The following is a 12,806-nucleotide window of genomic DNA, read 5'->3' on the forward strand; positions in this document are numbered from 1 at the left end:
CCCCGTAGCCGAGTACGCCCTGTGAACCGGCACTGCTGGCGTACTCTCGGCCGATGAGGCTTCTCGTCACGGGTGTCAGCGGTTTCATCGGACGGAATTTCGCGGCATACGCTGCTGCGCGCGGGCACGACGTCGTCGGCATCGATGTAGGGCCTGCTCCGGGGCCGTGGCCGCACATCGAAGCCGACGTCCGCGACTCCGCGGCGCTGGAGCGCGTTCTCGCCGAGCACTCCATCACCGATATCCTCCACGGCGGCGGCATCTCCGGCCCCCACGTCGCGAACGAGAACCCCGCACTGGTGACGGCCGTCAACGTCGCGGGCACCGTCGGATTGTTCGACGCGGCCAGGCATGCGTCCCTGCCTGGTCGCGTGGTCCTGCTCTCGTCGAGTTCGGTGTACGGAAAGGCCTGGGAACAGCGGTCGTTGACGCGTGCGTGCGTGGAGACCGATGTGCTGCTCGCCAGCGAGCCGTACGGCTCGTCCAAGGTCGCCAGCGAGGCGATGATGCGCGCGTACATCGACGAGTTCGATCTCGACGCGGTGGCTCTGCGAGTGTCGATCGTCTACGGCCCGCGCCGAACGACGTACTGCGGTATCACCGAGATGATCGGGCAAGCAACGGATTCCGGAGTCATCGTGTTGCACGAGGGCGCGGATCTGCCGTTGCCCTGGGTGCACATCGACGATGTCTGCACGGGACTGGACGCCGCGTTCGCGGCGCCTCGGGAGAAGGTGAACAACAGCGGTGTACACGCGTACAACGTCACCGGGCCCGGCGCTCCGACCTTCGTGGGTATCGCGAAAGCGGTTGCGTCCGTTGTTCCCGGGGTCTCGATCGAGCAGGGAAGCGGCCCGGACGCGTACGTGATGAACGCGCGCACCATGTCCACCGACGGCGCCGCAACCGATCTCGGGTGGACGCCGACGGTATCGATCGACGATGGCGTCGCCGATCTCGTTGCTGCGCAGCGTACCTAGCCGGTCGCCGAGCCGGCGGCGCGCTCTCCGTGGAGAACGCGCCGCCGGGGTCCGCTACCGATCGGGTGGTAAGCGGCAATCAAGTGCGGGAAGGTGCCCTGTCATCTGAAGCAACTGCGTCTGAAACGACTGCGTCTGAAACAACTGTGTCCGAGTACGCGCAGGAAAGATGTCCACCAGGTGGGCCATGGGCGGATGAATCGGGTGTCCCCCGATCGGGGGAGAAGACCTGACATGCTTCTCGGGTGCCGAAGCAGAGTGCAGGTTTGTTGCCCTATCGACGACGCGGCGGTGTCGTCGAGGTCCTGATCGCGCACCCGGGCGGCCCGTACTGGGCACGCAAGGACGACGGGGCGTGGTCGGTCGTCAAGGGCGAATACATCGACGAGGAACCGCTGGATGCGGCGAAGCGTGAATTTCGCGAGGAAACCGGGCTCGACGTCGTCGGCGATCCGTTCCTGCTGAACGTGATCACCCAGAAGGCCGGAAAGGTCGTCACCGTGTTCGCCGTGGAGGCGGACTACGACGCCGAGAGCGCGGTCAGCAATACCTTCGAGATGGAATGGCCACCGAGATCGGGGAAGATGCAGTCGTTTCCGGAGGTCGACCGCATCGAGTGGTTCTCGCTGGACGACGCACGGATCAAACTGCTCGCGGCACAATCGGTGCTGATCGACGAGCTTGTCGGGCGGGGGCTGGCGTAGCCACACCTTGACGGACGGGCGAAACTCGTGCCACAGTTCAGTCACCGACCGATCGATCGCTCGGTCGCTGTGAAACCGAGGAGAATGCACGTGGCCATCGATCTGACCTACTCGCCCGACGTTCAGGCTCTGATCGACAAGACACGGTCCTTCGTGCGAGAGGAGGTCCTGCCGATCGAGGACCGCTTCCTCGGCAACATCGAGGAGGCGGGCGGCGACGAGCTGCGGGTGTCGATGCAGGCCGCAGCCAAGGCTGCAGGTGTGTTCGCACCGCATGCGCCCATCGAGTACGGCGGCGCGGGACTGAACATGAGCGACCGGGCGCCGCTGTTCGAGGAGGGCGGCTATTCGCTGTTCGGCCCGACTGCGCTCAATATCGGAGCTCCCGACGAGGGCAACGTGCACATGCTCGCCCACATCGCGTCGGTGGCCCAGAAGCAGCAGTTCCTCGCGCCGCTCGCGTCCGGTGACGTGCGCTCGGCATTCGCGATGACCGAGCCTGCCCCCGGCGCCGGATCGGACCCGTCCGCTTTGACGACAGCAGCGGTGAAGGTCGACGGCGGCTGGAAGATCGACGGCCACAAATGGTTCATCACCGGCGCCGACGGCGCAGGCTTCTTCATCATCATGGCCCGCACGTCCGGCAAGCCGGGTGATCGCGGCGGCGCGACGATGTTCCTCGCGCCCGCGGACACCGCCGGAATCAAGGTCGGCCGCCACATCGGCACCCTCGACAAGGCGATGATCGGCGGGCACTGCGAGGTCTTCTTCGACAGCGTCTTCGTCCCCGACGAGAACGTGCTCGGTGCCGTCGACGAGGGATTCTCCTACGCCCAGGTCCGCCTCGGACCCGCACGTATGACGCACGTGATGCGCTGGCTCGGTGCCGCGCGGCGCGGCCACGACATTGCCGTCGCGCATGTGGCTCGGCGCGAGGGTTTCGGGTCCACGCTCGGCGATCTCGGTATGATTCAGAAGATGGTCGCCGACAACGAGATAGACATCGCGGCGACGCGTGCTCTTCTGGTGCAGGCCTGCTTCGTGCTGGATCAGGGCTCGCATGCGAGCAACGAGACATCCATCGCCAAAACCTATGCGGCCGAAGCGATTTTCCGCATCGTCGATCGAAGCATCCAGATGTGCGGCGGACTCGGAGTCTCCGACGACCTTCCGCTCGCGCGCCTGTCCCGCGAAGTGCGTCCGTTCCGGGTGTACGACGGCCCGTCCGAGGTTCATCGGTGGGCCATCGCCAAGCGTGTCGTCGGCGCCGCCAAGAAGGCTGCCCGTGACGCTGCTCACGAGGGCGTTCACGAGGGCACGAAATGACCGAACTTCCGGGCATGAACACCCCCGCGCTGGCGCGATTTCTCACCGACAGTGGCGTCGAACTGCACGGTGACCTGCGCGTGGAGATGATCAGCGGTGGACGATCGAACCTGACGTTCAAGGCGTTCGACGAGAGATCCGCGTGGGTCGTTCGTCGGCCGCCGACAAGTGGCCTCACGCCGTCGGCGCACGACATGGCCCGCGAGTGGGCGGTGACGAGTGGCCTTCAGTCCACCGACGTTCCAGTGGCGACGACCATCGCGTTCGACGCCGAGGGCACGGTACTGGGTGCTCCCACGACGATCGTCGAGTTCGACCCCGGTCGAGTCATCCGAACGCGTGACGATCTGGAAAGCCTGTCCGACGCGGACATCGCCGGTAACGCCGAGGAACTGATCCGCGTTCTCGTCCGGTTGCACAGCGTCGACTACGAGGCGGTCGGTCTCGGAAGTTTCGGTAGGCCGGACGGTTTCGTCGGGCGGCAGGTCAAGACCTGGGCTCGGCAGTGGGAACGCGTCAAGACGCGGGACCTGGCAGATGTCGACACTCTCCGAGACAAGCTCGAGAAGGCGATTCCGACGTCATCGGCGTCGGCGATCGTTCATGGCGACTATCGCGTGGACAACGTGATTCTCGATACGAACGATCCGAGTTCGGTTGCTGCAGTGGTGGACTGGGAGATGTCTACGTTGGGTGATCCGCTGACCGACGTCGCGCTGATGTGCGTGTATCGCCAGCCGATATTCGACGACGTTCTCGGTGTCCCTGCCGCATGGACCAGTGACCGTTATCCGTCGGCCGAGACCCTCGCCGAGATGTACAGCCGCGAATCGGGGATCGAGCTCTCGCACTGGGACTTCTACATTGCGTTGGCGAACTTCAAGCTCGGTGTCATCGGCGAAGGCATCACGCATCGTGCTCTGGCAGGGTCCGATTCGGGCTCGGGCGCCGCGCGTGCCGCCGAGGCCACGCACGAGTTCATGGCAGCAGGGTTACGGGCAATGGAAGGAAAGCGATGAGATCTGCACTCGTCACCGGCGGTTCACGCGGTATCGGCCTCGGAATCGCCACGCGTCTTGCCGAACTGGGGTATGGACTGACGATCACCGCACGAGATCCGGAGACGCTGAACGCCGTCGCGCGGGAGCTGTCGGCGGCCGGATCGCCTCAGGTCGCCGCGGTCGCAGTCGATCTCGCCGACCGGGATGCCGCGGACACGATCGTTGCCGCGCACGGCGAGCAGTTCGGGTCAATGGACGCACTGGTACTCAATGCCGGTGTGGGAACGGCAGGTTCCATCGCCGACTATCCCATGCGCCGATTCGACAAGACGCTCGACGTCAACTTCCGCGCCCCGTTTCAGATATTGCAGAACTCGATTCCGCTGCTCCGCCTGGTCGCCGAGGCCGATCCCGCACGCGGTGCGAAGGTGATCGCACTTGCGTCGTTGGCCGGGGTCTACTCGGAGTCCGGGCTCGCCGTCTACGGTGCCACCAAGGCCGCGATGCTCTCGCTCGTCGACACCCTCAACGCCGAGGAGAGTGCAGGCGGCATCACCGGCACCTCCATCGCACCCGGCTATGTCGACACCGACATGAGCGACTGGACGAAGGACAAGATTCCGGCCGAGTCGATGATCCGCGTCGGCGACATCGTCGAACTTGCCACCAGCATTCTGAAACTGTCCTCGCGCGCTGTCGTTCCCAGCATCGTCGTCACCAGGGCCGGGGCGGGCCTGGGGGCTTGAGTATCGATCGCTTGAATGGTGCATTCATACGCTCAGATCGTATGAAAGCACCATTCAAGCGATGCGGGAGTGGGCGGGTACGGGCGGCGCAGGACGGCGATCACCACTCCGCGATGGCCGGGATCACCCGCTTCCCGAGGACCTCGAGGGGCGTGATGGTCGCAACCTCGGGCACCCAACCGTGGACGTGGGAGACGCCGAGCTTCGACAGACCTTCCAGTTGTCCGAGGATCTCGTCGACATTCGCTCCGTCCGCGCCGGGGGCGAGCGGGAACATGACGGTCTTCTCGATGGCGTCGTAGTCGGTGCCGAGGTCGTCGCAGTGACGCTTCAAAACCTCCAGTTTGTGCGCCACCTCGGGTCCGCCGAACACGTTGCACGCTTGGGCGTACTGCGCCACGAGACGCAACGTCTTCTTTTCGCCTCCACCACCGATGAGGATCGGTGGGTGCGGACGCCGCAACGGTTGCGGGACGTTCATCGTGCGCCCGAGTCGATAGTGGGTGCCCTCGAACGGCCCGTCGTTGTCGCTCCACATCTGCAGGACGATCTGCAGCGTCTCTTCCAGACGTTCGAACCGCTCTGCCGTCGGCGGGAAGTGCAACCCGAGTCCGACGCTTTCGTCCTCGTTCCACGCTGCCCCGATGCCGAGGTACGCGCGCCCCTTGGACAGGACGTCGAGTGTCGTGACGGCCTTCGCGAGCAGGCCGGGCTCACGGTAGACCGTTGCGGTGACCCAGGCCAGCAGGTCGACCTTCTTCGTGACCGCAGCCAGATAACCGAGCGTCGTGTACGCCTCCAGCATGTCGGTGTCGACCGGCCCCACGGGTGCGATCTGCCAGAGGTGATCCATGACGCTGATCTTCGCGAATCCGACGTCCTCGGCAGTGACGGCGATGCGGGCCAGGTCGTCGGCGAGGGCGCTCGGCCCGTCGGGGAAGGTGAAGTCGGCGATGTGCAGTCCAAGTTCCATGGCCTCAACGGTAGGCACTTCGGCGCCGGCTACCCAGGGATTGCTGGTACTACCTTCGGCGCGTGCAGGTGACGTAGCGTGTGTATTCGAAGAACACGCCGGTGCGAGCGCATCTTTGTGCAACACTCCCGTGGGGCGCGGTCGTCGGAGCCGCCTGTCGGGTGGGGGTTCGATGATCCAGTGGCGTCGACTGATGGTGATCTGCTCAGTTCTCGTCGTGGGGAGCTCTGCGGCGATCGGGACGGCGCGAGCGCAGCCGGAAACGGCCACCCTCGAGCGCATCGAGGTCGCGAGCGACACTGCGACGAAGATTGTCGTCTACTCGCCCAGTATGGATCGCACCATCGATGTCCAGGTGCTGACGCCTGCGGTGAAGAAGGGCCCGCGGCCGTCGCTGTACATGCTGAGCGGAATCGGCGAGGAGGACCCGTCGAACAGTATGTGGCTTCGAAAGGGCCGAGCCGCGGAGTTCTTCGCGGACAAGGATGTCAACGTCGTCCTGCCGTTGGCCGGCCCGGGTAGCTTCTACGCGGACTGGCAGCGTGATGACCCCACGCTGGGACGCTATCGGTGGGAAACCTTTCTGACGCAGGAGCTCCCGCCGCTGATCGACGCCGAGTTCGACGGCAACGGACGCAACGGTGTCGCGGGTCTGTCGATGGGAGCGCAGTCCGCGATGATGTTGGCGTCGAGGAATCCGGCGTTGTATTCGGCCGTCGCTGCGTACAGCGGTTGTTTCGTGGCGGCAGATGCGCTCGGGCAATCGAGCATGCGGGCGATCGTCTCGGCGTTCGGCGGCGATGCGAACAACATGTTCGGTGGACCGTTGGACCCGGACTGGGCGGCGCACGACGTACTCGCTCGGGCGGAAAGCCTGCGCGACAAGGCGATCTATGTCTCGGTCGGAAGCGGATTGCCGGGGCCGCACGAGAACTTCGAGACCGCCGAGGACTGGAACATCGTAGTGGTCGGTGGCGCAATCGAGGTCGGATCGAACTACTGCACGCACAGCCTCGACGACCGACTGCGTCAGTTGTCGATCCCGGCGACATTCGACTTCGGTAGCGTCGGTACACATTCCTGGGCATACTGGGTCGATCAGTTGCCGAAGAGCTGGCCTACTCTCGCCGCAGGGCTGGGGCTCGGGCAGTGAGCACCGACATCAGCGCGTCGACCGCCTGAGAATACGAGCGGTCGCTCGGAGCCGCGAATCCGACGACGATGCCGTCTCGGACGGGCCCCACCGCCGCGGGATGACGGAACATCGACAGCCCTTCCAGCGCGATCCCGGCGTCACCCGCTGCACGGAGAACGGAGCGCTCCGAGCCGTCGGGCAGCGTCAGAACCGCCTGCAGCCCAGCGGAAATGCCCAGCGTTCCGATATGCGGCACCCGGCCACGCACGGCCGCCGCAAGCACATCGCGTCGTGCGCGGTACTTGTTTCGCATCGCGCGAACGTGCCGGTCGTAGGCACCGGAGGTGATCATCTCCGCAAGCGTCAACTGATCGATCACGCCGACGGTCGATTCACGCACGCCCTTTGCCGCGAGAATCGGATCGAGCCATCGCTCGGGTACCGCCATCCATCCGACTCTGATTCCGGGTGACAGGCTCTTCGATACCGATCCGACGTACAGCACGCAGTCCGGGTCGAGGCTCTGCATCGCCCCGACGGGAAGACGGTCGTACCGGAACTCACCGTCGTAGTCGTCCTCGACGACGAGACCGCTTCTCTCCCGAGCCCACTCGACGGCGGCGATCCGGCGCTTCGGATCGAGGGAGACGCCGGTCGGAAACTGATGGCTGGGGGTGAGAACGACGGTCCGAGCATCGAGCTCGCTGAGTGACTGTGTGATGCAGCCGTTGTCGTCGACCGGGACCGCGAGAGTCGGACCCGACTTCTCGAAGATCGTTCGATGAAACGGCAGCCCGTGCGATTCGAGGGCGAAGGGGCCCGCGATGCCCGATTCGGCCAGGATCGTCGCCGCCTGCCAGAATCCCGAGCACACCACGATGCGGCGGGCGTCGGTCCTGACCCCACGCGTCCGAGCCAGGTAGTCGGCGAGCGCCCGCCGTAACTCGATGCGGCCGTGCGGATCTCCTGGCCCGAATGCATCGGACGGAGCCCGATCGACCGCGCGTCGGACAGCCGACAGCCAGGCCGATCGAGGGAAGGTCGAGGCGTCCGGGCGGCCGGGGCGGAAGTCGAATCGGGGACGCATCTGCGGCGGCACGACCGATCGGCTCGCCACTGCGCCCGCCCCACCCCGATGCGCGACGCGTGTTCCCGATCCCTGACGAGCCTCCAACCACCCCTCGGAAACCAGCTCGGCGTACGTCTCGGCGACGGTGTTGCGGGCGATTCCGAGATCGTGTGCGAGTGCGCGATACGACGGGAGTCGTGTTCCTGGGTTCAGCCGGCCGGACCGAACGGCGTTCCGCAGAGCCGCACCGAGCGCTGCCTTTCGGGAACCACCGGCAGCAAGATCGACGTGAAGATCGAACCCGGAATTGACCTTCGATTCAGCCACGGAATTGAACCTTACTCATGGTCACCTGAGCTCGTAACGTCTTAGGCATGACATCACGAATCAACTTCGCATCTGCTTCCCCGGCCGCGCGCAAGGCTCTCGTCGCGCTCGATGTGGCTAGCAGAGAAGGTATCGACCCTGCACTCGCCGAGCTGATCAAGATCCGCGCCTCCCAGCTCAACGGGTGCGCGTTCTGCCTGCACATGCACACCACGGACGCGCGCAAGGCGGGCGAGAGCGAAGAGCGGTTGGCCCTCGTGTCGGTCTGGCGAGACGCCACGAACTTCTTCGACGACAAGGAGCAGGCCGTTCTGGCGTTGACCGAGCAGGTCACTCTCGTCTCCGAGGGCGGTGTGTCCGACGACGTGTACGCCCGGGTGGCTGAGCACTTCGACGAGCACGAGATCGGTCAATTGCTCGCCCAGATCTTCACGATCAACGCCTGGAACCGCATCGGGGTCTCGACGCACCTGGTTCCCGGCGTGAACAACGCAACCCGGTGACCGAAGGGGAGAGTTACTGAACGGACCATCCACCGTCCGACGGCAGGATCGCCCCGTTGACGTTCACGCCGTCGTCGCTCAGCAGGAACGTGATGGACGCGGCGATCTGATCCGCAGCTGCGATGGACGGAATGGTGGCGAGTAGAGGGCCCGTGCGTGTGCGACCGAACTCGGACAGCTCGGGCATGGGCATTCCGGTGGACACGCCGCCGGGAGCTACGGCGTTGGTGCGAATTCCGCTGGCGCCGTACATGAATGCACAGCTACGCGTGATACCGACGACGGCGTGCTTCGAGGCGGTGTACGCGATACCCGCGGCCGATCCACGCAGGGCGGCCTCGGAGGCGACGTTGACGATCGAACCTCTGCGGGCTTCGATCATCGTGGGCACGACGGCTCGAATCAGTTTGACCACCGCGTCGACGTTGACGGCGAACACGCGGGACCAGCCGACGTCGGTCACCTCGTGAGCGGGCGAGAAATCGTCGTTGATTCCGGCGACGTTGGCCAGGCCAGTGACGGGCTGGTCGGTGGCGTCGACGGCGCGAGCAATGCCCGCTTCCGTGGTCAGATCAGCGGTGACGGTGATGATCTTGCCCGGGGCGCCCTCGCCCGCCGCAGCGAGTGAGGCCAGCCCGTCCGCCGACAGGTCGACGGCCACGACGGTTCCGCCTTCGGCTGCGATTCGTGTTGCCGTTGCGCGCCCGATTCCGGACGCAGCCCCGGTCACGATGACGCAGTGTCCGTCGAAGCGTTGTGCCGATTGCCGCGGACGACGTTCTTCGGTCGCCGCGGTCGGTGGCTCGATTCCGTCGTTGGCTGCGAGAACGAGTGACCGGACCATCTCGGCAGTGAGTGCACCGCCGCTGAGGTCCACGAGCTGCTGCAGCGGCATCGTTCGCGCCGGTGCGAGCATCTCGGCGTCCGCCCCCCACTGTGCTATCTGTTCACGCAGTACGGCACCGCCGCGTGGATGGTCGAGCCACGTTCCGATGGTGTCCGCTGCGGTGATAGGCGCAATTTCAGTCATGAACTGTCTCCTGTGTCGGTTTGTCAACTAAGTTGACCGGGACGAAGGGTACGCCCACTCGGTGTATCCGACGGCAGAACTGCAGGAATTTCTCGGCGCGACTCGGGGGCTGTCAGCGAGGGGTCAGTGCCTGCTGAAGCAGCGGTCCGTAGACGGCATGCAACTCGGCGGGACTCGAGTCCCGGATGACGGCGTCTTCGACGACCCACATCGAGTAGAGCAGACCGGCCAGAACCGAACCCGCTGTGCGGGCGCGCAGGTCGGCGACCCCGAGATCCATGGTCGTCGCCAGGCGCTCTCGGACGGGCGCCACGAACAGATCCTCGTGAACCGATCGCAGCTTGTCGGCGATCGCGCTCACCGAACTTCCGCGCACGAGCGCCAGGTAGACAACCCGTACCGACTGATCGGTACTCGTGACGTAATCGACCAACGTGGCGCCGAGTCGCTCGACGGGAACGTCGAGCTGAGGCTCGGCATTCAGGGGTACCGTCATGGTCTCGAGAAACAGCAGCTCTTTGCTCTCGAAATGGCGGATGACCAATGCCGGGTCGGCCGAGGCCAGGGCGGCGATATCGCGTACCGATGTTGCGGCATAACCGTGTTCGCCGAACAATCGGCGTGCGGCGACAGCGATGGCCTCGCGCGTTTCCGAGCCTGATCGACGCACCATGATGTCTCGATCGTAGACCAGGACTTCGCGGCGTCTCGCTCTCACACGCACGCTGGGACGCGCTCACCGAAATGAGTCAATGCGCTCGAGATCAGCACGTCTTCGTTACCGGATAGTGTGCATATTGCTCCGAAATGCTATCGCCTATTGCTCTTTATGATGATTGTTGGTTGTGTCTTGTGTAACAGTGCAACCTTCTGGGAGGGCGACATGGACCCCGCAATTTCGACGAACACCGACTCGCTCGTGCAGCTCGTCACGCCCGAGGGCCACCGGACCGAGCCCTCGGAGTTCAGTGACCTCGTCGCAGACATCACCACCTCGAAGCTCATGGATCTCTACGAAGATCTCGTGGTCGTACGGCGGATCGATGCCGAGGCGACGGCCCTGCAGCGCCAGGGGGAACTCGGTCTCTGGGCGCCACTGCTCGGCCAGGAGGCGGCGCAGGTCGGATCCGCACGAGCGTTGAGGTCCGACGACTTCGTGTTCGCGAGTTACCGCGAGCACGGGGTGGCCTATTGCCGCGGAGTCGATCCGACCGAGATGTTGAGATTCTGGCGCGGATCGACCCAGTCCGGCTGGAATCCATACGAATACAACATGACGACCCCCGCCATCATCGTCGGCGCGCAAGCGCTGCACGCAACGGGATACGGACTCGGCCTGAAGTTCGACGGAGCCGACAGCGCTGCCATCACGTACTTCGGCGACGGAGCGACGAGCCAGGGCGACATCTCGGAAGCGTTCGGATTCGCCGCCAGTTTCGGTGCGCCCGTCGTGTTCTTCTGCCAGAACAACCAGTTCGCCATTTCCGAACCCGTGACACTGCAGACACACATCACCATCGCCGAACGTGGACGCGGATTCGGAGTTCCGGCACTGCGGGTGGACGGAAACGACGTTCTCGCCGTCCTCGCCGCTACCAGAACGGCGTTGGCGCGAGCCCGCGCGGGCGGCGGACCCACGCTCATCGAAGCCGTCACCTACCGCATGGGTCCACACACCACTTCCGACGATCCGACGCGTTACCGGCCTGCCTCGCTCGATCACGAATGGAAGCTGAAGGATCCGATCGATCGCATCGGCCTGCTGCTCGAGCACGAGGGCGCGATGGATCACGAGTTCGTCCAACGAGTTCAACTGCGTGCGGACGAGACCGCAGCCGAGCTCAGACGAGGGTGCCTCGGCACCGTCGAGCCGACCCCGATGTCGTTGTTCGACAACGTCTATTCCGAGAATCATCCGCTCATCGACGAAGAACGTGACAACTACGCCGCGTACCTCGCCGGATTCGAAGGAGCCTGAGCCATGACCGCAACACTTGCTGCCCCCACAGCGGCGCCCTCGACGGTGAAGACGCTCCCACTGGGTAAGGCGCTCAACGCCGGACTCGCGCGCGCACTCGAAGACGACCCGAAGGTCGTCCTCCTCGGCGAGGACATCGGCAAGCTCGGCGGCGTCTTCCGCATCACCGACGGCCTGCAGAAAGAATTCGGCCCGACGCGTGTCGTCGACACCCCACTCGCAGAATCCGGAATCATCGGCATGGCAGTGGGACTCGCCATGCGTGGATACCGCCCGGTCTGTGAAATCCAGTTCGACGGTTTCATCTACCCGGCGTTCGACCAGATCGTCTCGCAGGTGGCGAAACTGCACTACCGCACGAGCGGCAACGTCAAGATGCCCATCACCATCCGCGTTCCCTACGGCGGCGGAATCGGTGCAGTGGAGCATCATTCGGAATCACCGGAGGGCTACTTCGCGCAGACGGCAGGCCTACGCGTCGTCACCTGCAGCAATGCGGCCGACGCCAACGCCATGATCCGGCAGGCGATCGCGTCGGACGACCCGGTTCTGTTCTTCGAGCCGAAGCGTCGTTACTGGCAGAAGGGCGAGGTCGACGTGGCGGCCTCGATCGAGAACGCCTATCCACTGCACAAGGCCAGGGTGGTGCGTGAGGGGATCGACGCGACCGTCGTCACATACGGTCCCTTGGTCACGACCGCGCTTCAGGCAGCGGACATCGCTGCGGGCGAGGGTCGTTCGATCGAGGTGATCGATCTGCGCTCCCTGTCACCGCTGGACATGGACACGATCGCGGCGTCGGTCCGTAAGACGGGGCGGTTGGTGGTGACCCACGAGGCATCGACGTTCATGGGAATCGGTGCGGAGATCGCGGCCAGGGTGCAGGACCAGTGCTTCTATCACCTGGAGGCTCCGATCCAGCGAGTCGGCGGCTTCACCATCCCGTACCCGCCGGCGAAGCTGGAGGAGCACTTCCTCCCCGATGCCGACCGGATCCTCGACGCCGTAGACCGAACCATCGACGCTCGATAGGA

Annotated in this window: 13 protein-coding genes; 9 read left to right on the top strand and 4 right to left on the bottom strand. The window is 64.9% G+C overall.

Annotated features, from left to right (window positions below; genetic code table 11):
* Window positions 1-53 precede the first annotated feature (53 nt).
* The 5 genes from RY1_RS06515 (at window position 54) to RY1_RS06535 (ending at window position 4,757) form a co-directional block, all read left to right on the top strand.
* Complete coding sequence (locus tag RY1_RS06515; RefSeq protein WP_072802745.1) at window positions 54-980, top strand: NAD-dependent epimerase/dehydratase family protein; 927 nt, start codon at window positions 54-56, stop codon at window positions 978-980.
* 245 nt (window positions 981-1,225) lie between these two features.
* On the top strand, window positions 1,226-1,684 hold the full coding sequence (locus tag RY1_RS06520; RefSeq protein ID WP_072802746.1) for an NUDIX hydrolase: 459 nt from the start codon (window positions 1,226-1,228) through the stop codon (window positions 1,682-1,684).
* A gap of 90 nt (window positions 1,685-1,774) precedes the next feature.
* Window positions 1,775-3,010, top strand: a complete 1,236-nt coding sequence (locus RY1_RS06525) for an acyl-CoA dehydrogenase family protein (RefSeq protein ID WP_072803046.1) — start codon at window positions 1,775-1,777, stop codon at window positions 3,008-3,010.
* Entirely contained in the window at window positions 3,007-4,029 is a 1,023-nt protein-coding gene (locus tag RY1_RS06530) for a phosphotransferase family protein (protein ID WP_072802747.1), read from the top strand. The genes RY1_RS06525 and RY1_RS06530 overlap by 4 nt, the downstream gene beginning before the upstream one ends.
* Window positions 4,026-4,757 (top strand): SDR family NAD(P)-dependent oxidoreductase, encoded by a 732-nt coding sequence (locus tag RY1_RS06535; protein ID WP_072802748.1) that lies wholly within the window; start codon window positions 4,026-4,028, stop codon window positions 4,755-4,757. Before RY1_RS06530 ends, RY1_RS06535 begins: the two co-directional genes overlap by 4 nt.
* A gap of 100 nt (window positions 4,758-4,857) precedes the next feature.
* Here RY1_RS06535 and RY1_RS06540 read toward each other — a convergent pair whose 3' ends face one another.
* A complete protein-coding gene (locus tag RY1_RS06540) occupies window positions 4,858-5,730 on the bottom strand; it encodes an LLM class F420-dependent oxidoreductase (protein WP_072802749.1) in 873 nt (290 codons plus the stop codon).
* Window positions 5,731-5,902: 172 nt separating this feature from the next.
* Here RY1_RS06540 and RY1_RS06545 point away from each other — a divergent pair, with 172 nt between their 5' ends.
* On the top strand, window positions 5,903-6,883 hold the full coding sequence (locus tag RY1_RS06545) for an alpha/beta hydrolase (protein WP_072802750.1): 981 nt from the start codon (window positions 5,903-5,905) through the stop codon (window positions 6,881-6,883).
* Here RY1_RS06545 and pdxR read toward each other — a convergent pair.
* Window positions 6,849-8,261: a MocR-like pyridoxine biosynthesis transcription factor PdxR gene (pdxR, locus tag RY1_RS06550; protein ID WP_072802751.1), complete on the bottom strand. Its 1,413-nt coding sequence runs from the start codon at window positions 8,259-8,261 to the stop codon at window positions 6,849-6,851. The genes RY1_RS06545 and pdxR overlap by 35 nt on opposite strands.
* Before the next feature lie 47 nt (window positions 8,262-8,308).
* Between pdxR and RY1_RS06555 the strand changes: the two genes are divergently transcribed.
* Entirely contained in the window at window positions 8,309-8,764 is a 456-nt protein-coding gene (locus RY1_RS06555) for a carboxymuconolactone decarboxylase family protein (RefSeq protein ID WP_072802752.1), read from the top strand.
* A gap of 13 nt (window positions 8,765-8,777) precedes the next feature.
* Here RY1_RS06555 and RY1_RS06560 read toward each other — a convergent pair whose 3' ends face one another.
* The gene (locus RY1_RS06560; protein WP_072802753.1) at window positions 8,778-9,794 is read right to left on the bottom strand and encodes an SDR family NAD(P)-dependent oxidoreductase; all 1,017 of its coding nucleotides are present in this window, start codon (window positions 9,792-9,794) and stop codon (window positions 8,778-8,780) included.
* 112 nt (window positions 9,795-9,906) lie between these two features.
* Window positions 9,907-10,467 (bottom strand): TetR/AcrR family transcriptional regulator, encoded by a 561-nt coding sequence (locus RY1_RS06565; protein ID WP_072803047.1) that lies wholly within the window; start codon window positions 10,465-10,467, stop codon window positions 9,907-9,909.
* Between the two features lie 210 nt (window positions 10,468-10,677).
* Between RY1_RS06565 and pdhA the strand changes: the two genes are divergently transcribed.
* A complete protein-coding gene (gene pdhA / locus RY1_RS06570; RefSeq protein ID WP_072802754.1) occupies window positions 10,678-11,772 on the top strand; it encodes a pyruvate dehydrogenase (acetyl-transferring) E1 component subunit alpha in 1,095 nt (364 codons plus the stop codon).
* 3 nt (window positions 11,773-11,775) lie between these two features.
* Window positions 11,776-12,804 carry an alpha-ketoacid dehydrogenase subunit beta gene (locus RY1_RS06575; protein WP_072802755.1) on the top strand — a complete coding sequence of 343 codons (1,029 nt, stop codon included), beginning with the start codon at window positions 11,776-11,778 and terminating at the stop codon, window positions 12,802-12,804.
* Window positions 12,805-12,806: the final 2 nt, after the last annotated feature.

Origin of the sequence: Rhodococcus yunnanensis NBRC 103083 (assembly GCF_001895005.1) — a bacterium.
Lineage (GTDB): Bacteria > Actinomycetota > Actinomycetes > Mycobacteriales > Mycobacteriaceae > Rhodococcoides > Rhodococcoides yunnanense.